Consider the following 21,289-nt stretch of genomic DNA (forward strand, 5'->3'; position numbering starts at 1 on the left):
CTTCATTATTGTGTCACAAGCTCTGACCATTTATTGTGTGTCATTAATTTGTGTTAAACAAAAAAAGTTAGCGACTAGCTAACTTTTGTTTTAGTTACGTTGGTTAATGTAAGACGCTATAGGCGACAAAGTTCAAGTGATCATCGCTCATCGACTGGAAGTATTGACTGAAACTCTGGGAAAAAAGTTTTTTTATTTCTTTAACTAGGGGGTCTTCGGTTTTCATCACCTGACTATTACTATTAAAGGTCGGAACCGTTTCTTGCCGTTGGTCTTTAATTACCATCCCCATAATGTGAAAGGCAATCGTTAATAACTGATGGCTGTTTAGACGTAGGTCGAGTTGTTCTTCTATTTGTTCTATAAACTCAAAAATTTTCATGACAATCACTTCCCCTTGTTGGACATCAAAATAACGATGAATCCTTTCAGGCATTTGCCGGTAAATTTGTTCTTGGTTAATACTGTCTGTGATTTCTAGCAAAGATTTTCCATTTAAAAGACTAAATAAATCAAAGCTAGGAATCTTCGTTTTAATTTGAAAGGTACTAACAATACAAATAATCCGATAGGACTGACTTAGCTTATCGATTTGTTTTTGAACACTTTCTTTCGCTAATAGACTTAAAGTTAACACCTTAATGTCATATTGAGCCAAGCCAAGTTTATTTTCTAAGACACTTTTAATCGTCAAGGCTGTCCCTTCCCCACTTAAACAAATCGCCAAGATACTTAATGGCTTCAGTTTAAACCCAGGCAGTCTAGAACTATTAGGCTTGACTTCCACTTCCTGCAAATAAAACTCATCCATATAGCGATTAATCCGCAACATCTCTTGGAAAAGTTCTGCTAAATTTTGACCTAACATCGCTTTACGACTAGCTTCAATAACGTGAACGGTACTAACTAAAGGCACAGCTTTAACTTTGAAAGAGAAGTCTTCCATTAACAGCTTTTCAAATGTCAGTAAACTGCCCATATCAACTAATAGCAAGACATCCTGATTAATGTGACGATGAACAATAATTTCTTTTAATTGATTATAAATTTCTTGGGGGTTCTTATCGAGCTTTGCGTTTATCCCAATCACCCCTTGGTTTCCTAGTAAACTGTTGGCAGTTTCACTTAAAGCACTCCCAGTTTTCTCCCCATGGGCGATGACAATAACTTGTACATTTTCTGAAAATAATGGCTTATTTAAGTCATCATAAGCATAAAATAAGATCAAATAATGGGCCTCTTCAGGAGGTATCTCAAGGGTTAACCTGTCTTCTAACAAAGCCAAGGCTGCTTGTGCTGTTTGATACAACTGAGGATACTCTCGGGAATAGTTTAAACTAGCCTCGTAATCTAGAGTCTGAGACTTTCTTAAGCGTTCTAATAAATTAAAAACATGAATAGCTAAGGCTTGATGAACTTTGCGACTAAACACATTAGCTAGTTCGATTTCTGAAAAACGAATCATTTCTTCAATAATCGCTAAGTCAGTCCTTGGAATAACACTCAGTAACAACTCATTATCGCCTTTTTTAAGTTGATACTTTTGCTGCTTAGTCATATAGAGACTTAAATCTTTACTAATTTCCTTTTGAATCGCCTCAAGACTTAAATTAGCTTGTTCTAACGATTTAACCCGTTGAGTAATTTCTAAGTAAATCGACTCTGACTCTTGCTCTTGTCCCTCGCCTTTAGCTTTTAACGTAATAAAAGGCTCACTTTGACTACTCAAGGTTTGCCATAATTGGCGATGAACGGTTTCTAAAAACAACCCCTCTTTGATATGAACTGGTAAATCTTTTGAAGTAATCATCACTTCAGGCTTTTTACCAGTTAAATAATCCCCATAAGCTTTGGCGAAAACTAAACGGATGTCACTTTTTAACTGGCCAATATTATAGCGACAGTCATAACTTAAAAATGCTCTTAAAACGTTATGACTGATTTTCACATCTAACTTTAGCTGATCGATTTCTAAGCCTGTAAATGTTTCAAATAAAAAGTAACGTTCTTCAAGTGTTCGCTCTTTCAAATTTGGTAATTTAATGACCATCGGAATTCTACGACTGAACGTCGGTGGAAAGCTTTCTTTTGATTCTGTCGTTGCCCCAATCAACATGACTTTGACAAATCGTTCAGTCAGAGGATCCCCTAAGGCTTTAAAGTACCCTTGGTCAATATAAGTAAACAACATTTCTTGTCCTTCAATCGGTAAACGATGAATCTCATCTAAAAACAAAATCCCCCCATCGGCTTGCTCCAAAACACCTCTGCGATTGTCTTCAGCTCCCGTATAGGCCCCCTTGACACTGCCAAATAATTGAGCCATTAATAATTGCGGAGTCTTAGCATAATCCGCGCAATTAAAACGAATAAAAGGCGCTCCTTTAATAAAACGCTGAACTTCGATTCCATAGTCGTGAAGTAATTTTGCAAACATTGATTTGCCAACACCAGAGTCGCCTAAAATCAAGATGTGCATTAAATGGGTGGGATACAAAATTGCCGACTTACCTAATTCAATTTGTGATAGTAAACTTTGATTAGTTAGTGAAAAATTATCCAGTTCCGTTTGAGTTGTAACGATTTCATTTCGTCTGACTGAATTCAAACTAACATCTTCTTCCTCCTTCCTAGAGTCGCCTTCTACTGGAAAAAACAAGACCGGCCGACTTTTCTTTTTTACACACTTACCACTTTTAACTAAGATATTTAAATCTCGAGAAACATTACTCCGGTCATAACCTAAACGATTAGCTAGCCCGGCGGCTGTTATTCCTAATTTATTCAGCTGGTACATTTCTTTTAACGCTTTTTCGACCACGCCTATCCTGTTCATAATAGACCCCTTTACACTTATTTTTCAAGGATACTATAACATAGGCAAAAATAAAAAAGCAATCACCTTTTTTCGCGGCTAATTAACTGTTTTAGTTCAAATACATTATTGCACTGCTAATCATAATTCTTATTGACTTTAAGCAAGACAAATGATATTTTTAATAAGTTGTTTAATTTTTATATTTAAAGGAGATTACCATGGAAAAGCAAGAAATTACAGTTACACACAAGCTGATTGATCCTTCAGCAATTGGTTTATTTGGATTAGCAATGGTCACTTTAGTGGCTTCATCACAAAAATTAGGGTGGACTGAGGGTGTTGGTGGCGTTATCCCTTGGGCACTATTTTTAGGCGGAGCAGCTCAAATCGTTGCTGGGATTTACGATGCCAAATGCAATAATGTCTTTGGAGCAACAGCCTTCTTCGGTTTTGGTTTCTTTTGGTTAGGAACGGCCAGTGCTTGGATGATCCAAAATGGTTTACTAGGTGAATCATTAGCAGCTAGCTACGATCCAAAACAATTAGGTTTTGCCTTTATTGGTTACTTAATCTTTTCAGTCTTTATGACAATCGGTGCCGCTGAAACTCACAAAGTGTTATTTACAATTTTTGTCTTAATCGACTTCTTATTTATCGGTTTAGCATTATCAACTTTAGGCGTAGCCGTTGACTTCTTCCATACAGTCGCTGCCATCGCTGAATTTTTAATCGCAATCTTTTCTTTCTACGGTAGTGCAGCTGCCGTCTTAAACAAACATTTCGGTTACACTTTCTTACCAGTTGGTAAACCTTTAGGGATCTTTACAAAATAAGCAAAAAAAAGTTGTTACTTCCAATTGGGAGTAACAACTTTTTTTATTTAGTCTAAGACCGTTTAGAAATCCATTAAAGTTAAAATGTCGTAACCTTTAATCTTATCTCGGCCATTTAAGTCTAATAATTCAACTAAGAAGGCACAACCAACGACAACTCCACCTAGTTTTTCGATTAATTGAATAGTCGCTTCAATTGTTCCACCTGTGGCTAATAAGTCATCACAAATTAACACTCGTTGGCCTGGTTTAATCGCATCTTTATGTAAGGTTAATGTCGCTTCACCATATTCTAAGCCGTAATCAACTTCGATCGTTTCACGGGGTAATTTGCCCTTTTTACGAGCAGGAGCAAAACCAATCCCTAACTCATAAGCAACTGGACAGCCTATAATAAAACCACGGGCTTCTGGTCCAACAATCATGTCGACTTGTTTTTCTTTGGCATAGTCAACAATTTGTTTAGTGGCTTCACGGTAAGCAGCGCCGTCGCCCATTAATGGTGAAATATCTCTAAAAACAACACCTTCAACTGGGTAATCGGGAATACTTGCAATATAATCTTTTAAATTCAATTTTCTTCCTCCTGTGTTAAGAGCCATTGAACTAAGTCATCATTGCTACTGTATAACAAAAATTCTTCGGCTTTAATTTTCAATTCACGCTCTTGATAAGTTTTACTGGCTGTTAGTGGCTGATTCGTTGGATTTTCAACTTGGTTCATCACGCCACCCTCTATTGTAACAAATCCGAGCTCAAAAAACACTTGAATCATAAAAATAAGTACACTTTCCTGAACTTTTAAGAAGTTCGCAATCTCTTTCGTTTTATAGCGGACATCGACTTGTTGGTGGTGTTTAATAAAGCCAAATAATTTACCGAATTGCTCGCGGGAAGGCATCCCATTCAAATAACATTCCTCAAGGGAGATCCCGTATAAATAAATGCGGGAAAAATCAAACGCTTGAAAGACTGTTTTTAACTCTTGGGCTTCCACCGGACAATCTAAGACGACTAACTGCTTAATTTTGCCTTTTAAATTAGCTATGTTAGCTAATGCTTCTGTCGCTAAAAGGACTGGGGCTGTTGTTAATTTTTGATAATGTTTAACTGTTTGTTCTGAAAAACCAATAATTAAATTTGACTCTTCGGAATACTGATTAAGTTCAATTTTCTTTCCTCGTAAATCGAAAAGTTGAAACCCTTCAACTTGGTAGTCTTGGAGGAAGAGCTGAGGTTTACGATTGCCATTCCATTCGTTGATTCCTAGTTTACCGACAACAGCTAAGTCTTCACCAGGACTAAATTCCCCAATTTGAAACCCAAAATCAAAGCCAATACAGTCTAACTCTGCTGAATGTTGCTTTAACGTAAATTTCAAATGGTTTTTACCGGCGCCGATTTGTTTTAAGTCTGTTGCACCACTCTTTTCAAATAGAAAGACCGGCGAGGGGTTGTCCGTGCCAAATGGTCCTAATAATGCTAACTCTTGAATAAAATTAACCGTCACATCTTTAACTTCCAACGCTTCTTCCACTCGTAACTGAGGGCCTTCTGAAAAATCAATCCCCTCAGTAACAATGTACTCATTAAGAGCCCCTTGTAATTCTGTTAAACGTGAGGCTTCTAAAGACATCCCTGCTGCCATATGGTGCCCACCAAAGCTTGTGAAGATTTCACTTGCAGCAGACATGGCTGTAAATAAATTAACTTGTTCAACACTACGTCCGGAACCTTTAGCGATTTGCGTTTCCTGATCAATTCCTAAAACTAAGGCTGGGCGACCAGTTTCTTGAACAATCCGGCTAGCGACAATCCCTAAAACCCCTTCATGCCAACCGGCTTTTGCTAAGACATACATCCCTTGAGCAGGCATCTCTGCTACCATTTCTAAGGCTTCAGCAGTAATCTCTTTAACAATCCTTTGCCGTTCACTATTTTTAGTATGAACCATCTCAGCTAAACTGATTGCTTCTCCTTCGTCAAAAGTACTAAGGAGGGTTACGCCCGGGTTAGCATCACCAATTCGCCCGATGGCATTTAACCTAGGACCAATTCCAAAGCCAATATTTTCTTCAGTCAAGGTATTTTGGACAATCTCGGCCTTTTCACATAAGGCTTGTAAGCCTAGGCGATCACTTTGTTTAATAATATCTAAGCCCAGTTGAACTAAGGCCCGATTCTCCCCTGTTAACGACACTAGGTCTGCGATAGTTCCGATTGCGACTAAATCTAACATCTCCATCGGAACGTCATCTAAAAGGGCTGTAGCGACTTTAAACGCAACTCCTACTCCTGCCAAATCCCCAAAAGGATAATTACCAGCTGGATGGCGGGGATGAATCACGGCATAGGCTTCTGGCAAACTTTCAGGTAACTCGTGGTGGTCTGTAACTATGACATCAACACCAACGGAATTCGCATAGGCAATTGCCTCATGACCTGAGACGCCATTATCAACGGTAATAATTAAATCTAGTTCATATTCCTCAATTAATTCTTGATATTTTTGCGGATTAGGGCCATAACCGTCTTTGAAACGGTCTGGCAAATAAAATTCGGTCTCCCCGCCAATCAGTTCAATCGCTTCTTTTAAAACCGTTGTACTTGTGATGCCATCAGCATCATAATCGCCGTAAATTAACATCCGCTGCCCATTTTCCACAGCTGCTTGAATCCGACTGACAGCTTTATCCATCTCGAACAAGGCGAGAGGGTCATGAAGTAATTCTAAAGTTGGATTAAAGAAGGCCTTGATCTGCTCTTCTGACTGCAAGTCACGGTTCCATAAGAGCTTTGAGAAATAGCTCGGTAATTTTAATTGTTCTAAGATTGGCACTAATTGCTGATGTTCAGCTGAAACTTCAGGTATCTGCCAATTATATACTGATTTTTTCAAATCATCTCTCCTTTAAGACTTCCATTTAGGCCATTGCCTGCTCTATCATTATAGCAAAAATAACTTAAAAACGTTAGTCATCTAACAAACAAAAGACCGACAATCAACGTCGGTCTTTTGCTTTAGCTATCTAATTGACTTGGGTCATTGATTAATGGGGCTTCTACGAAAACTTCCCCGTGTAAGTCTCTTAATTGACTTTCTAAGTCTGCGACTTGGCTTTGTGCTTGAGCAAGTTCTGCCTCGAAAGCCAAACGTTCAGTTTGAAGTTCTTCAGCAACTGCTCCATCAATGTTTTCTTGATAATCACTGACTTGTTTTTTTAACTGCTTGACTTCTTTTCGTTGACGCCAAAAACTAGAAAACCATGTGACAAATACAATCAAGGCTCCCAAAATCGTTGACCCTAAAATAATGAAGATTAAAGGCGATTGAACAATGGCAAAACCAAAGTTAACAGCAACTTTTTCCGTATTAATAACGGAGAAAACAACGACGATAAAAACTAAAACAAACCCAACAATCAATTTACTTTGATGTTTCATAAGACACCCCTTACTATTTATTGTTTAATAATGACCCGGCAAAGTAATCGCCTAAGCGGGGAAATAAGAAATAAGCTTTACTAGCTAATTCCATCACAAATGGCGCATTTAATTCTCGCACATTTGACCCAAAAACATTCACAATTCGGTGAGCAAGTGGCTGTGGCTCTAGTATAAAACGGTCCACTGCTTGGAGATACTCCCCCGTCTCATCGGCTTGATCAAAGAAATCCGTTCTGATTGGTCCTGGATTAACCGTCGTCACTTTGACTCCTAAAGGTTTTAACTCAAGACGTAAGCTATTAGAGAAGCCTAAGACCGCAAATTTAGTCGCAGAATAAACACTTGATTTAACTGTCGCCATTTTACCGGCTTGAGAAGCAATATTAACAATATGCCCCTCTTTCTTAGTAGCCATTCCTAAGGCGACTTTTTGGGTTAAGTACATTAAACCAAGGACGTTAACTCGGAACATTTGCTCAACTACTGCCATATCAAAATCATTAAAATGACGGAATAAACCAAAACCAGCACAGTTGACTAAGACATCGACAACACCAACTTCATCAGTTATTTTTTGATAGACTTCTTCAATGTTTTCAGGATTAGCCATGTCTAACTGAAAGGCATAAGCTGCTTTACCTGATAGTTCACTACATGTTTCTTTCACACTGCCGATGAGATTAATGCGCCGAGCACAGACAATCACAATTGCCCCTTTTTTAGCTGCTTCGTAAGCGATCATTTCTCCTAAACCGGCAGAACCTCCTGTAATTAAGACGACTTTATTATTCAAATCCTTTGCCATTAGCGAACCACCTTTCATTTATTTCCCTTTAAAAGGAATATCCACACAATCAAAATCTTTGACTAGTTTTGTCGCTGGAAAGAGCACTTGGGCTTCTTGTTCTAACTCTTGGGCTTCTTTTCCAATATAGCGAGCACTAATATGAGTTAATAATAATTTTTCCACTTGGGCTTCAATGGCGACTTCCGCGGCTTGAGTTGTCGTTGAATGATAATACTCTCGGGCTAATTTACTTTCCCCCTGATTAAACGTACTCTCATGGACAAGAAGGTCAGCATTTTTAGCTAGTTCAACACTATTAGGGTGTTTACGAGTATCCCCTAAAATCGTGACAATCCGACCTTGTTTCGCCTCGCCCACAAAATCTTGACCATTGATGACACGACCGTCTGGTAGCTCTACACTTAAGCCACTTTTCAATTTGCCATAAATCGGACCTGAAGGAACTTGAGCGGCTTTAAGTTTTTCAACTTGGAGTTCGCCTTCATGGTCTGCTTCGACAATCCGGTAGCCATAACACGTAATCCGATGATCCAATGGTAAACAAGTGACGGTAAATTGGTGATCTTTAAAAATCACGCCTGTCTCATCGATCTCGTTAAAGATCAGTGAATATTTCAAATGGGATTCTGATAACCGTAAACTCGTTTCAACGTATTTCTTAATGCCTTTAGGTCCAATAATTGTTAAGGGACTTTCGCCACCTTGGAATGAACGGCTACTTAGTAACCCGGGCAAACCAAAAATATGATCCCCATGAAGATGAGTAATAAAAATTTTCTCAATTTTACGTGGTCGGATATTCGTACGTAGTATTTGCTGTTGGGTTCCTTCGCCACAGTCAAATAACCACACTGAATTTCGTTCATCTAATAACTTTAAAGCGATACTTGTAACATTTCTTTGTTTAGCAGGAACACCTGCGCCTGTACCTAAAAATTGGATTTCCATAATAAACCTAACTTTCTATATAAACTTCTTATTTATTGTAGGGCAATCCCCTCAGAGAAGCAACACTTTTTCCCCATTAAGGCTTTGTCTTTTTTTCTTCAACTTCTGCTTCTAACGTTTGGGCTTTGGCAATTTCCCCTTCAACATCTTCCACATCAAAGCGGGTAATTTGGCCCCCTAGTTGATTAAAGACTAATTGATTCAAAGGCCGATTATCTTTTTCATCGGCTAATAAAAGTAAACCCGTTTGACCTTCCGGTAGTTCTTTACCAATGAATTCAAAGATACTTGCGGCTTGACTTAACTCCTTAGCGTCTTGAGCCCCACCTAGAACACTGCCAGCAAACCAGCCAAACATCATCCCTAAAGGCCCACCTAAGATTCCCAGGAACATGCCAATCGTACTATTTTTAGCTGTGTGATTTTTACCAGTAAAATCTAAAAAGTCTTTCATTTCGAATTGGTGATCCCCTGTTCCGCTGTGATAGACAACTGCCATTTGTTCCACAGTTAATTCCTTTTTACTATGAATTCTTTTGATTTCTGAAAAAGCTTGATAAGGTAAGCTTTCAAGCTCAAAGGTTAAAATAATCACTTTTTTACTCATCTGTCAGTTCCTCCTATAAGTTAATTAGTTGTGGGCTTGCTTCATTAATTCTCCTCTATTGTACCAATAAATCCGCTTCTACGGAAAGATTTAGAACAGTAAATCAAAAAAAGAATAGCTAGATTTCAGTTAAGACTGAAATCATCGCTATTCTGAAGATTATTAATCTACGAATTCAAAGACAAATTCACCAATTCTGACGAAATCGCCATCTTTAGCTCCTTTAGCACGTAACGCTTCATCGACACCCATGCCTCGTAATTGACGAGCAAAACGCATCGTACTTTCATCGTGGTCAAAGTTAGTCATCTTGAAGAGTTTCTCTAAGCCTTCACCAGACAGAACCCAAGTCGTGTCATCATCACGAGTGACATCAAATTGTTTCTCTTCTGGGGTAAACTCATAACGAATCGTTTCTTCTTCCATTCCTTCATCATAAAGAGGAAATTCAGGAGTCGTTTCGACTAAGTCCACAGTAGCGCTTAGTAATGGTTCAATCCCTTGATGGGACGTTCCAGAAACAGCAAAGACTGGAATTTTATCAGCAAATTCATCTGTAATGCCTGCATATAGCTTTTCCTTGAAGATTTCTAAGTTTTCAGCAGCATCAGGCATATCCATCTTATTAGCAACGACAATTTGTGGTCGTTCTAATAAACGTAAATTATGAGCTTCCAACTCTTTGTTGATTGCTAAATAATCGTCGTAAGGATCGCGGCCTTCCATGCCACTCATATCAATCACGTGTAAGATAACCCGAGTTCGTTCGATGTGGCGTAAGAATTGTGTTCCTAAACCAATGCCTTGTGACGCCCCTTCAATTAAACCAGGTAAATCAGCCATAACGAAACTACGGCCATCTTTAACAGTAACCATTCCTAAGTTTGGTACTAACGTAGTAAAGTGATAGGCACCGATTTTCGGACGGGCTTTTGAAACGATTGACAGTAATGTTGATTTACCAACTGATGGGAAACCAACTAGACCAACGTCTGCTAGTACTTTTAATTCTAATTCAATTTTATGCTCATCACCAGGTTCACCATTTTCAGCGATTTCTGGTGCTGGGTTTCTTGGTGAAGAGAAACGAATGTTCCCACGTCCACCACGTCCACCTTTAGCCACACATAAGGTTTGACCTTGTGTTAGTAAATCACCTAACAAAGCCCCTGTTTCTTTATTACGGACTGTTGTGCCGGGCGGGACTGGCACATATGTGTCTTCAGCTCCACGACCATGCATCCCTTTACTCATACCATTTTCTCCGGGGATTGAACGGAAAAAGCGATTAAATCTAAAATCCATTAATGTACGTAAACCTTCTTCAACAACTAGAATAATATCGCCACCACGACCGCCATCTCCACCTGCTGGCCCGCCGTCTGGTACATATTTCTCTCTTCTAAAAGCAACCATGCCGTCTCCGCCTTTGCCGGCTTTAACGTCGATTGTTACTTGATCTAAAAACATGGACATTCTTTTGTCCTCCTAATCTAATTCAAAATCTTATTTCATTTTAATGGTTATCGGCACGTTTGTCCAATAAATCCGTGCTTTTTCACATAAAAAAACTGCAGAATCGTAAATTCCACAGTTTTCTCTCATAATCAAGCTGAATATCAGCTATTTTTATAAAATTGTAATTGTTACTGAGCGACGACCCCATTGAATGGCATCTGCTGTACTCATATTTAAATCAATGATATTTCCTTGAATCGCACCACCAGTATCGGCAGCAATCGCTGTTCCGTATCCTGGGACATAAACGGTACTACCTAATGGAATAACATTTGGGTCAACGGCAATTACTTTATCACCATAACCAGTAATTTGGTAACCAGTTGCTGTTAAGCCACCTAAACTAATACCATCGTAAGCTGTTGTTTCAACTGTAATCGTCCGACCAGCTGGTGCTGACTCTTGAACTTGTTCAACTTCTTGGACTGGTTCAGCTACTGGTGCTTCTTCAACAACTGCCGGTGTTTCTTCAACGACTGGCGTGTTCTCTTCAATAACTGGTGTCGTTGCTTCTTCAATCGTTGCAACTTCATCTGCTGTTGCTTCACTAATTTGACCATCTGCTGATAGTTTTAATTTTTGTCCGACATAGATTAAGTCAGCATTTAAAATGTTGTTTGATTGAGCGATTGTTGTGTATTGGTCTGCTGACCCTAAGTAATCATAAGAGATTTGTGAAAGCGTGTCTCCTGATTTAACTGTATAGATACTATCTGCAAATGCAGTAGCGCCAAATCCCATAGTTGTTGTAGCAATTGCGACGATTCCGACTAATTTTGTCTTTACGTTCATTTTGTATTTACTCCCCTTGTTTTGTAAAAAGATTTTTGTTCCCTGTGTGTTGCTTACTTGAGAACGAGACAAATCATAACAAGGCTATGTTACAAAGCAATATCAATCTTGTTAATGTAAGGTTAATGTTTTCATGAAAATATTTCAGAAAGCTTATTTTATAAGGATTCCTTTAACACCTAGCTAAGAACACCTGTTTTTATTCAACTAATAAACCCTTAATAAACAGCCTTGTAATATTGAAAAGTCCTTCTTACTAAAAATAAGCATTTTCTCTGCTTATGTTACAGTTTAACGTCAAATATTATCAGCCTTTTTGACCTTAAAAACTTGCTAAAAGTGCTTAAGGACGGCTTTTAACCCCCTTATTATGAATGATAAACAATAAAAAAAAGCCTTAAACCGGCTTTTTTTGACTGAGCTTTAGTCCAGTACTTGCTTTTTAATCGCTACTTTTTGCTTTTTATTGAAATACCGTGTCAGTAAATACAAATGGGCCACATAGACGATGACTAAAATACTTCTAACAAGTAAACTATCTACTAAAATAAACGGTATGAGTAAAATGAAAAAGATACCAATAAACATTTTACGTTGATCACCTTTAGACATTTTCTTTTCGATAATCATTTCTTTGATGTACTTATCGTAGTATTTACTATTAACAAAAAAATCATGAAGCTTTTCAGAACTGTTTAGCCAAAGAAAGGCTGTTAATAAATAAAAAGGCGTTGTCGGTAAGATTGGTAAAAAGACACCTAGTGTTCCTAAAATAAACGTTACAAAACCTAATATTATAAAACTAATTTTTTTCATTGAAAGCCTCGCTCATCTTGATATTCTTTTTAATTAAAGATTTCTAGTAAACTTTAAAGTCTTTCCTACTGTTTGTTTCATTAAAAAATCCGTTTCCTTCTATATAAAGATACAATTACAAGTCTTTAAAAGAAATCACTGAGACACCATGTTCTTTTAATTTAATAATTAACTTCGGACTAGTCAAGACTTCGACTTCCTTCATCCGCGTTAAATTATAACTACTGCCGTGATAAATAGCTTCATCAAGATAAGCTGGGTGAGTCATGACTTCGATCGTCAGATCTTCAGTTGTTAAAAACTGATCAAAAAACGCTTCTGAGACTTCCTCTTGGTAAAAATTTGGCGAAAAGCCATCTGGACAAGCTAAACCTTTAACTAGTTGACGATAGTTGGCAACCTCTCGCGAGTCCACCATCTCTTCATAAAAACGAATAGCTAACTGATGCTCATTGACAATTTTAGCGTAAACCGGAAAAAATTGTGGTGACATATGAATGTGGTGATGGGAATCAGCATGACTAGGGATGACGCCGTTTATTAACTGTTTAGCTAATTGCAAGCGCCACTCACTTTCAAGTTCCCCTTGAGAAATTGCATTAGCGTAAAAATAATCATTACTATGAAAGTTACCAGCCCCATCGACTAAGGTCGGAACAGTCTCTGGATCTGATAAAGGTTTGCCATGAGTCGCCACAAAGTGAATACCAACGTCTAACTCTGGGTAACTTTTGGCTAATTGGTAAGCATGATTTGCTCCTGGCATAGTATTCATTAACGTTGTAGAAGTTAAAATTCCTTCTGTAAAACTATCTAAAATCCCGTAGTTATGACCACGAGAGTAGCCAAAATCATCGGCATTAATTATTAATTTCATTCAGTCTTCCCACTTTATTCATTATTTTTTAATTCAAAGGCTTGACGTGCTAACATTTCAATAATGTGAATCACTGGCACTTGGGTCGTCACGTTATGGATTGGCCCTTTTTTTTCAATCGGCATATAATAACCGACTGTTCCATCTGAAATTTTCGATAAAGTTGATGAATCACTATTAGTAATACTAATGATATTAAATTGTTTTTCTTTGTATTCACTGACCCGATGAAGAACCATTGATGTTTCGCCAGAAACAGATAAAACGATTAATGTCGGCTTCGTATCTGGTAACTCCGGAATCGGATAAAACGGGTCGCTAATATGGGTCGCGTAAATCCCCATGTTCGATAAATATCTGGCCCCATATTGACCAAGAATACCACTACTACCTATGCCATAAAAAAAGACATTGTTAGATTGGGCAATAATTTTAGCACAATGATCAATTTCATTTTTAAAGGCGGAAGTGTTGATTTTCTTAAAGAAATCCATCATCGCTACAGTGTCATCAGTATATTCAGTCGTAGCTAGTGACTCTTGATGAAGTTTTAGCTTAACTTTAAATTCCGAATAACCATCACAACCAATCTTGCTACAAAAATTTAACACCGTTGTCGTTGAGACATGGGCTTTTTCTGATAGTTCGCGAATTTTCATTGTCTTGACTTCGTCAATATTTTGAATAACATAATTATAGACACCTAATTCTAAATCATTTAAATTCTGGATTTGTTGATAAGTAAACATTTTTTTCCTCCTAAAAAGACTAAGGTTAGTAAAGGAAGTAACATTTCTTGGATCATTTGCTACTTGCCCTTATTCTATCACAGTTACTACAAAAATGAGGAGTAAAAAGGGAGTAAAAAGCTACTTCACAAAAATGTTATGAAGTAGCCAATTGTTTTTTTTAGTTATTTTTAATTAATTTGAAGTTTGACCATGGTTTTAAGAAATCAAGTAAGAAAAGCTCATCAGGCGTAATTTTACCGACAACATTGACTCTGCCATCATTTTTCATCTCTTGTAAGGCAATTTGGGTTTCACCTTTGTATTGGCCAAATTCGACATTATCTATTAAAACGTCCCCTTTAACCATATCAACTGTATTATGAGCTGGGAAAGGTAAATCTTTGAAAGTGATTCGGGTCATTGTCGAGCGTAATAAATATTCTGAACGATCCCCCCGGTAACTATGTAAACTTTCAAATAAGACTTTTTCCTCGTCAGCGGTAATATCCGCTGCCACATCAACTTTAACTGTTGGATACTCTGCATTAAAAGCTTCTGACATCGCTTTAAGTTCAGCTTCTGACGCATAGGCATTACCGACTAAGATGTCGTCAATCATCCCTGTTAAGACTAAATGCTTCACTTGTGTGCCGATTTCCAGCTCACGATGGTCTTCTAATGAACACAAACCATCTTGTGTTGGCCACGGTCCGAAGGTTGCGTCATGAGAATTAACAAAAGCCATCGTATTAATTCCATATTTAGTAAATTTCTCTGTACACATCACAAAGTGGTCATAACCTAGACCAGAATAACGGTGTGGGTAAAAGTTATGTGACCCTAGTAAGTTGTTCAAGTTTGGTGAGTAACTCATAATATTGTCAACATAGCCTGTGCCAGTACTCATATTGATTTCGATTTTAATGCCGTAAGGATTACGAGTCATCCGGGCTTCTTCTTGACCAGTAAAACCGATATCTAAACGAACGCCATCCGCTCCCATGTCATGGAAAAAAGATAAGTCATCATAAGAAATTCCTAATTGTTCAAACAAAGCTGGGTTAATATCAACCATAACTTCCATCTCTAAACTATTAGCATAATCAACAACTTTTTTAAAGCCAGCTAAAACTGTTTCTTTATCGTCACTTATTTGTAAGAGACTAGTAAAGACCCGCTTGAATCCGTATTTGTGTGCTAAATCTAAATATGCTTGATCTTTCTCAAATGTTGACCGTTCTGGATAAATTGAAATACCTAATTTTCCCATTGTCTTTGTCCCCCTAGATTATATTATCTTTCGTAAACATTATAACAATTAAAAAAATCATTGTCTAGACCATTTTATTAAAGTTTTTTTATTTAACCCGTCCTTATTCTCAGAATTCCTCCTTTTCTCTATGTTAAATGAATAAAATTTGGTATCATTGTGAAAGACAAATAAATAGGATAAAGAGGTTGGAAAATGAAAACTAAAAAATTAATACTAAGTGTGACAACATTAGCACTAGCAACGCTACTGATCGCCGGTTGTGGTAAAGCGGCGAATCAAGAAACAAGTAAATCATCAGAGACAACAGCCACATCGACAAAAGAAGCAGTTGATTTAAATGCCTTAGACTTACCACAATTAAATAAAGAAGTTGCTGAAGACGAGACTTTAGTAGAAATGGTTACTAGTCTTGGTTCGATTAAACTTAAATTATTCCCAGCTGAAGCGCCAAAAACTGTTGAAAACTTTGTAACTCACGCTAAAGATGGCTATTACGACGGCTTAAAATTTCACCGTGTCATCAATAACTTTATGATCCAAGGTGGCGACCCTGAAGGCACTGGCATGGGTGGCGAAAGTATTTGGAAGGAAGCTTTTGAGGATGAGTTCTCAGACAAACTTTATAACTTACGTGGGGCAATTTCAATGGCTAACAGTGGACCGAATACTAACGGTAGTCAGTTCTTTATCGTTCAAAGTACTGAAGACTATTCTGACGGCTTACTAATTGATGACTATCCTGAAAAAATCATTGAAGCATACAAAAATGGCGGAACACCTCATCTTGATAAAAAACATACGGTCTTCGGTCAAGTGACTGAAGGTTTAGACGTTCTTGATAAAATTGCTAGCACGGAAGTTGGAGCTAGTGATGTGCCAACTAAAGATGTGACTATTACATCAATTAAAGTTCTCCAAGAAGCGAAATAAACGATTAGAAAAAAAGCCAAAGTCTTGTAAAGGACTTTGGCTTTTTTTATACTTTTTCGATCCAACCAGCTGGTGCAACAATGTCACCAAACTGAATACCGACTAATTCATTATAAAGTTTTTCTGTAATTGGTCCGACTTCTGTTTCTGAATGAAAAACATGGAACCGGTCTTTTAGCTGAATCCCACCAATTGGTGATATAACTGCGGCTGTGCCACAAGCGCCTGCTTCGACAAATTTATCTAACTCATCAAGGCGGACATCCCCTTCAAAACTTTCTAAGTTAAAGCGTTCTTGAGCTAAGTGCAACAAAGAATACTTTGTAATACTCGGTAAAATCGAAGGTGATTTTGGCGTAACAAATTGATTATCTTTAGTGATACCAAAGAAATTTGCTGCCCCTACTTCTTCTATCTTAGTGTGGGTTTCCGGATCTAAGTAAACACAGTCAGCAAAGGCTTGTTTTTGGGCTTCCGTTCCAGGATAGAGACTTGCGGCGTAATTGCCACCAACTTTAACGGCACCTGTTCCCATAGGCGCGGCACGGTCATAGTCCGAAACAATAAAGTTAGACGGTGCTAAGCCGCCTTTAAAATAAGGACCAACTGGGGTACAAAAAATCGTTAAAATATATTCTTGGGCTGCTCTAACACCAATGTTTTCACCAACACCGATGAGTAGTGGCCGGATATATAAAGTCGCTCCTGAGTCATAAGGAGGCACATAATCAGCATTCGCTTTAACAACGCTTTTCACTGCTGCCACAAAGTCCGCTTCTGGAAAAGCCGGCATTCTCAAACGTTCCGCACTGCGGTTAAGCCGTTTGGCATTTTCAAAGGGACGGAACAAATTAATTGAATCATCTTGACAACGGTAGGCTTTCATTCCTTCAAAACATTGTTGGCCATAGTGGATTGCTGTTGAGCCTTCGTGAATATGCAACGTATTATCTTCCGTCATCTTGCCTTGATCCCATTGTCCGTCTTTGTAGTGGGCAATGAAGCGTAAGGGTGTTTTTATATAATTAAACTCTAAATTATTCCAATCAATATTAACCATGTCACTCACTCCTTATCTATTAAATAATCATAGCATATTTTTGATTATAAAAAAATCAAAAGCTGGATCTCCATGGTTTTTTTACTGAATATGTTTATCTCACAAAGTCATAAGAATTGTTAAAGAGTTTTCGACTTTGTTCCTATCTTTATTTAATTACGTTAAACTAGCATATAATAGGTAGAATCACATACTAACTAATCTTTTCCTTAAAAATTGGAGGTTCTTATGGAAAAACAAAATGAAACAGTTTATATTTGGAACGATCTCGTCGGTCTTAAAGATTTAAGTCTAGCTATTGGCTTGTCAGTTATAACGACTATGGTTGGCTATTTCTTAGCCCCAGTGACGGATCCGACTAAGCAATTATTCTTCGGCTTAGCCGGAGCGATTGTCGGCTTTTTGATAACGACTTTTTTAATTAAGCCGAAGCGTAACATCAAGATCCAAAAATAAAGAATGTGAAGGAGTTTGGTAGAAATGGATCTAAGTCTTTTGATCCAGATGGTTGGTGGCTCTTTAGCTGCCATTGTCTTATATATTTTTATTGGTTTTATTCCCGGAACAGATGAAACATCAGTGCTAATGCCGGTATCATTAGCTTTAATTTTAGGTGGTGTTAACCCTTTAGTTGCTTTGAGTTTTTTCGTATCAGCCTTTGTGACTTTAGGTTTGATGAATCTTATGCCTGCCTTAATCGTTGGACTACCTGGTGGGGTATTATCGACACCCCTCGTTGAACACGCCTTATTTTTAAAAGCTCGGGGTGAGACTACGACAGCGATAAAAAAAGCGGCGATTGGTAGTTTGATTGGTGTCTTAGTCGCTTTACCTACAAGTTTATTAATTGCTAATCTGATTGCGCCTTATGCGGAACAATTAAAAGCTTACAGTGCTTGGTTATTTATTGGCGGCGCGATTTTTTTATCTCTCATTAGTAAATCAAAAATCATTTCATTAATTAGCATCGTTCCTTTAGCCCTTCTTTTCCAAGGCTTACGAACAATTTATTGGGAGATGGGCGCTGTCCCAGTGGGGAAAAACATTACGACTTCTTTCTTTCTTGGCATTACCGTAGCCCCATTGTTACTTTCTTTAATTTCCCTCTTTAATCAAAGTGAACGAGAAAAATTAGTCAACCGCGCAGAACCTTTAACTTTATTACCAGTTATTCGTAAAGAAAGTTTAAACCCTTTAAATGTCCTCTCAAAAAATGAATTATTCGGGAGTATCGGTTCAACTTTTCTAGCTAGCTTTTTATTTGTTTTAAGCCCTGTTGGTTTAACAATTCTCTTTGGAGAACTAGTGAGTAAACGGGAAACTGACCCGCAAAAAAAAGCGGAAGCCGCTATTGTCATAATGAGCGCCTTAGCTCAAGGGACTTACATCTCAGGCCTAGTCATTTGTTTTGTCGCTTTAGGAATCCCCTTAGCCCCTGCGGCGATTGGTCCGGGAGCAGCCTTTTTTGAAGCAGCCCCTATTTTTAAAATCGGTGATACGATTACGAATCAATTTCCTAAATCTCAGCTCATCGTTGCCTTTATAATTGGGAGCTTGTTAGCTATCACCGTTGTGTATGTTGTTGCGATGCGTTTCGCCTCAAAAATTACTTCCTTTGTTTTACGGAAGATTCCCCACGAAGCCATTTTAGGCTTGTTTATTGCCTTAGTCATTTTACTAGGCTACATGGATGCTGGTCTCATTAACGTTTTCGGAATCTTATTAATTGCCTTCGCTTGTGGAACACTTAATCGTCTCGGCGTAAACTATGGCATTCAGTTCATGACTTTATATGCAGCACCAGCCATTATTGCATTATTTACTAAAATACTTTAAACTAAACACTCGATGAAATCGTCATAGTGATGATTTACGAAAGGATCAACTTATTATGTCAAATACAACTGGCTTCGGCCAAGCAAATGGAAAAATTATTTTGATGGGAGAACACTCTGTTGTTTATGGACAACCTTCTGTGGCGATTCCCTTTCCAGCAACCCAAATTAAAACAACCGTTACAAAATCAACGAATTCAGAAACTGAGATCGATTGTCATTTTTATACTGGTCTGTTAAAAGATATGCCTGAACTGCTAGAAAGTTTAAAAAAAGTCATTGAAGTTTCTTTAATTACTCTAAAGAAAGAACATGATGTCCTTTCATTAAAGATTGAAAGCACCATTCCAGCTGAACGTGGGATGGGTTCAAGCGCCGCCGTAGCCGTAGCTACTACTCGGGGAATTTTTGATTACTACCAAGAGCCCCTCAGTCAAGCTGAGTTATTAAGAATTGTTGATATTGCCGAAAAGATTGCTCACGGTAATCCTAGTGGCCTTGATGCCTTGATGACCAGTAGTAGCCAACCTTATTACTTTATTAAAGGCCAACCTTTCACGCCAATTGACTTACACTTACAGGCTGTTTTAGTCGTTGCTGATACTGGTAAAACAGGTCAGACAAAAGAAGCTGTGGCAAGTGTCGGTTTAAAAGTTGCCGGGAAAAATCACGAATTATACGAGCATAAAATTGCCGAGCTAGGTGAACTTGCCCAAGCCAGTCGCGAGTTTCTAGTCTCTAACCAACCGATAGCTCTTGGGGAAGCCATGAACGCTGCTCAAGTCTTATTAGCAGAGTTAGGGGTTTCTAGTTTAGAACTTGATGGCTTAGTAGTGACAGCCCTTAGTAACAAAGCTTTAGGCGCTAAATTAACTGGTGGCGGCCGTGGTGGATGTATGATAGCATTAGCTAGAAACCTTGAGGACGCTGAAAAAATCGCAGCGGCCTTAGAAAAATCTGGAGCCAAGTCAACTTGGTTATATGAAATGAGTGAACAATAATTGAAAAATAGTGCCACGGCCAAAGCCCACACTAATATTGCCTTAATCAAATATTGGGGCAAAAAAGACGAAAGGTTATTTTTACCAATGAATAGTAGCCTCTCTTTAACGTTAGATGCTTTTTATACGACAACTACTGTTAGTTTAGCTGATCAAAGAGAGACAGATTCATTTATTTTAAATAATCAACAACAAACACCTGCAGAAACAGTTAAAATATCTAAGTTTCTTGATTTATTCCGCCGGGAAGCAGATATAAAGACACCCATTCAAGTCATTAGTGAAAATCATGTCCCGACAGCTGCTGGACTAGCTTCCTCTGCTTCAGCTTTTGCTGCTCTTGGGGCGGCCATGAACTCACTGACTGGCTTAGACATGCCGCCTAGCCAATTATCAACTTATGTCCGTCAAGGTAGTGGTAGCGCCACTCGCAGTGTCTTCGGTGGCTTTGTTGAATGGCAAATGGGAACTAACTCCCTAGATAGTTTAGCAGTCCCTGTGGATGATGCTAGTTGGGACATTGGCATGATTACCGTTGCTGTTAACACTCACAAAAAAGCCATCTCAAGTCGCCAAGGAATGAAATTAACGGTTGATACATCACCTTTCTACCCGGCTTGGGTGGAAAGTGCTGGTACAGATTTAAGCAATATTAAAGAAGCCATTCACAAACAAGACTTTCAACTGTTAGGGGAAATTACCGAATCTAGTGGCATGAAAATGCATGGCACGATGCTCGGAGCACAACCGCCATTTACTTACTGGGAGCCGTTAACTGTGCAAGTTTTAACAAAAGTTCAAGAAATCCGTAGACAAGGATGGTCTTGTTACTTTACAATGGATGCTGGACCTAATGTCAAGATTCTTTGCCGTTACTCAGAAACACTTAAAATTCAAGCAATGCTCCAAACCGCTTTTCCTGACAATCCAGTTATTATTTCCAAAGTCGGCAGCGGTGTTGAACTATTATCAGATAGTTTGACAATTTAGAAAGG

20 protein-coding genes are annotated in these 21,289 nt (G+C 38.2%); 6 read left to right on the plus strand and 14 right to left on the minus strand.

The window, feature by feature from the left end; all coding sequences use genetic code 11:
* Positions 1-103: 103 nt before the first annotated feature.
* Positions 104-2,836, minus strand: coding sequence for a sigma 54-interacting transcriptional regulator (locus CBF35_RS02190; RefSeq protein WP_126778244.1), 2,733 nt, complete (start codon positions 2,834-2,836; stop codon positions 104-106).
* Between the two features lie 200 nt (positions 2,837-3,036).
* Between CBF35_RS02190 and CBF35_RS02195 the strand changes: the two genes are divergently transcribed.
* Positions 3,037-3,651 carry an acetate uptake transporter gene (locus tag CBF35_RS02195; protein WP_126778245.1) on the plus strand — a complete coding sequence of 205 codons (615 nt, stop codon included), beginning with the start codon at positions 3,037-3,039 and terminating at the stop codon, positions 3,649-3,651.
* Positions 3,652-3,713: 62 nt separating this feature from the next.
* Here the strand turns inward: CBF35_RS02195 and CBF35_RS02200 are convergent, their stop codons facing one another.
* From CBF35_RS02200 to CBF35_RS02255, 12 genes are all read right to left on the minus strand, one after another.
* Entirely contained in the window at positions 3,714-4,226 is a 513-nt protein-coding gene (locus CBF35_RS02200) for an adenine phosphoribosyltransferase (protein ID WP_126778246.1), read from the minus strand.
* The gene (gene recJ, locus CBF35_RS02205; protein WP_126778247.1) at positions 4,223-6,550 is read right to left on the minus strand and encodes a single-stranded-DNA-specific exonuclease RecJ; all 2,328 of its coding nucleotides are present in this window, start codon (positions 6,548-6,550) and stop codon (positions 4,223-4,225) included. The genes CBF35_RS02200 and recJ overlap by 4 nt, the downstream gene beginning before the upstream one ends.
* 122 nt (positions 6,551-6,672) lie before the next feature.
* Positions 6,673-7,095, minus strand: coding sequence for a LapA family protein (locus CBF35_RS02210; RefSeq protein ID WP_126778248.1), 423 nt, complete (start codon positions 7,093-7,095; stop codon positions 6,673-6,675).
* Positions 7,096-7,108: 13 nt separating this feature from the next.
* Positions 7,109-7,903 (minus strand): SDR family NAD(P)-dependent oxidoreductase, encoded by a 795-nt coding sequence (locus tag CBF35_RS02215; protein ID WP_126778249.1) that lies wholly within the window; start codon positions 7,901-7,903, stop codon positions 7,109-7,111.
* A gap of 18 nt (positions 7,904-7,921) precedes the next feature.
* Positions 7,922-8,854 carry a ribonuclease Z gene (rnz, locus tag CBF35_RS02220; protein ID WP_126778250.1) on the minus strand — a complete coding sequence of 311 codons (933 nt, stop codon included), beginning with the start codon at positions 8,852-8,854 and terminating at the stop codon, positions 7,922-7,924.
* Between the two features lie 76 nt (positions 8,855-8,930).
* Positions 8,931-9,461, minus strand: a complete 531-nt coding sequence (locus CBF35_RS02225) for a DUF1269 domain-containing protein (protein WP_126778251.1) — start codon at positions 9,459-9,461, stop codon at positions 8,931-8,933.
* 162 nt (positions 9,462-9,623) lie between these two features.
* Positions 9,624-10,937, minus strand: a complete 1,314-nt coding sequence (obgE, locus tag CBF35_RS02230; protein WP_126778252.1) for a GTPase ObgE — start codon at positions 10,935-10,937, stop codon at positions 9,624-9,626.
* Positions 10,938-11,090: 153 nt separating this feature from the next.
* A complete protein-coding gene (locus CBF35_RS02235) occupies positions 11,091-11,771 on the minus strand; it encodes a 3D domain-containing protein (protein ID WP_126778253.1) in 681 nt (226 codons plus the stop codon).
* Between the two features lie 423 nt (positions 11,772-12,194).
* Positions 12,195-12,587, minus strand: coding sequence for a YbaN family protein (locus CBF35_RS02240; protein ID WP_126778254.1), 393 nt, complete (start codon positions 12,585-12,587; stop codon positions 12,195-12,197).
* A gap of 115 nt (positions 12,588-12,702) precedes the next feature.
* Positions 12,703-13,464: a chitin disaccharide deacetylase gene (gene chbG, locus CBF35_RS02245; protein ID WP_126778255.1), complete on the minus strand. Its 762-nt coding sequence runs from the start codon at positions 13,462-13,464 to the stop codon at positions 12,703-12,705.
* A gap of 14 nt (positions 13,465-13,478) precedes the next feature.
* Entirely contained in the window at positions 13,479-14,213 is a 735-nt protein-coding gene (locus tag CBF35_RS02250) for a MurR/RpiR family transcriptional regulator (RefSeq protein WP_126778256.1), read from the minus strand.
* 160 nt (positions 14,214-14,373) lie between these two features.
* Positions 14,374-15,465: a DUF871 domain-containing protein gene (locus CBF35_RS02255; protein WP_126778257.1), complete on the minus strand. Its 1,092-nt coding sequence runs from the start codon at positions 15,463-15,465 to the stop codon at positions 14,374-14,376.
* Positions 15,466-15,660: 195 nt separating this feature from the next.
* On the opposite strand from CBF35_RS02255, the gene CBF35_RS02260 reads away from it, so the two are divergent.
* A complete protein-coding gene (locus tag CBF35_RS02260) occupies positions 15,661-16,398 on the plus strand; it encodes a peptidylprolyl isomerase (RefSeq protein ID WP_126778258.1) in 738 nt (245 codons plus the stop codon).
* Positions 16,399-16,444: 46 nt separating this feature from the next.
* On the opposite strand, the gene CBF35_RS02265 is transcribed toward CBF35_RS02260, so the two are convergent.
* Positions 16,445-17,458: a branched-chain amino acid aminotransferase gene (locus CBF35_RS02265; protein WP_126778259.1), complete on the minus strand. Its 1,014-nt coding sequence runs from the start codon at positions 17,456-17,458 to the stop codon at positions 16,445-16,447.
* Positions 17,459-17,686: 228 nt separating this feature from the next.
* Between CBF35_RS02265 and CBF35_RS02270 the strand changes: the two genes are divergently transcribed.
* Genes CBF35_RS02270 through mvaD form a run of 4 tightly spaced genes read left to right on the plus strand, consistent with a single transcriptional unit; the run spans position 17,687 to position 21,284 of the window.
* On the plus strand, positions 17,687-17,914 hold the full coding sequence (locus tag CBF35_RS02270; RefSeq protein ID WP_126778260.1) for a hypothetical protein: 228 nt from the start codon (positions 17,687-17,689) through the stop codon (positions 17,912-17,914).
* A 24-nt stretch (positions 17,915-17,938) separates the two neighbouring features.
* Positions 17,939-19,294, plus strand: a complete 1,356-nt coding sequence (locus CBF35_RS02275; RefSeq protein WP_126778261.1) for a tripartite tricarboxylate transporter permease — start codon at positions 17,939-17,941, stop codon at positions 19,292-19,294.
* A 55-nt stretch (positions 19,295-19,349) separates the two neighbouring features.
* Positions 19,350-20,294 carry a mevalonate kinase gene (gene mvk / locus CBF35_RS02280; protein WP_126778262.1) on the plus strand — a complete coding sequence of 315 codons (945 nt, stop codon included), beginning with the start codon at positions 19,350-19,352 and terminating at the stop codon, positions 20,292-20,294.
* Entirely contained in the window at positions 20,295-21,284 is a 990-nt protein-coding gene (gene mvaD, locus CBF35_RS02285; protein WP_126778263.1) for a diphosphomevalonate decarboxylase, read from the plus strand.
* The last annotated feature ends 5 nt before the right edge of the window (positions 21,285-21,289 follow it).

The organism is Vagococcus salmoninarum (assembly GCF_003987495.1).
Classification (GTDB): domain Bacteria; phylum Bacillota; class Bacilli; order Lactobacillales; family Vagococcaceae; genus Vagococcus_D; species Vagococcus_D salmoninarum.

Coding starts and splice junctions, on each gene's coding strand:
- chbG (WP_126778255.1), bottom strand. CDS start 13,464: ATGAAATTAATAATTAATGCCGATGATTTTGGCTACTCTCGTGGTCAT.
- CBF35_RS02275 (WP_126778261.1), top strand. CDS start 17,939: ATGGATCTAAGTCTTTTGATCCAGATGGTTGGTGGCTCTTTAGCTGCC.
- CBF35_RS02270 (WP_126778260.1), top strand. CDS start 17,687: ATGGAAAAACAAAATGAAACAGTTTATATTTGGAACGATCTCGTCGGT.
- CBF35_RS02255 (WP_126778257.1), bottom strand. CDS start 15,465: ATGGGAAAATTAGGTATTTCAATTTATCCAGAACGGTCAACATTTGAG.
- CBF35_RS02190 (WP_126778244.1), bottom strand. CDS start 2,836: ATGAACAGGATAGGCGTGGTCGAAAAAGCGTTAAAAGAAATGTACCAG.
- obgE (WP_126778252.1), bottom strand. CDS start 10,937: ATGTCCATGTTTTTAGATCAAGTAACAATCGACGTTAAAGCCGGCAAA.
- CBF35_RS02250 (WP_126778256.1), bottom strand. CDS start 14,213: ATGTTTACTTATCAACAAATCCAGAATTTAAATGATTTAGAATTAGGT.
- CBF35_RS02225 (WP_126778251.1), bottom strand. CDS start 9,461: ATGAGTAAAAAAGTGATTATTTTAACCTTTGAGCTTGAAAGCTTACCT.
- rnz (WP_126778250.1), bottom strand. CDS start 8,854: ATGGAAATCCAATTTTTAGGTACAGGCGCAGGTGTTCCTGCTAAACAA.
- CBF35_RS02210 (WP_126778248.1), bottom strand. CDS start 7,095: ATGAAACATCAAAGTAAATTGATTGTTGGGTTTGTTTTAGTTTTTATC.
- CBF35_RS02260 (WP_126778258.1), top strand. CDS start 15,661: ATGAAAACTAAAAAATTAATACTAAGTGTGACAACATTAGCACTAGCA.
- CBF35_RS02240 (WP_126778254.1), bottom strand. CDS start 12,587: ATGAAAAAAATTAGTTTTATAATATTAGGTTTTGTAACGTTTATTTTA.
- CBF35_RS02265 (WP_126778259.1), bottom strand. CDS start 17,458: ATGGTTAATATTGATTGGAATAATTTAGAGTTTAATTATATAAAAACA.
- CBF35_RS02215 (WP_126778249.1), bottom strand. CDS start 7,903: ATGGCAAAGGATTTGAATAATAAAGTCGTCTTAATTACAGGAGGTTCT.
- CBF35_RS02195 (WP_126778245.1), top strand. CDS start 3,037: ATGGAAAAGCAAGAAATTACAGTTACACACAAGCTGATTGATCCTTCA.
- CBF35_RS02235 (WP_126778253.1), bottom strand. CDS start 11,771: ATGAACGTAAAGACAAAATTAGTCGGAATCGTCGCAATTGCTACAACA.
- mvk (WP_126778262.1), top strand. CDS start 19,350: ATGTCAAATACAACTGGCTTCGGCCAAGCAAATGGAAAAATTATTTTG.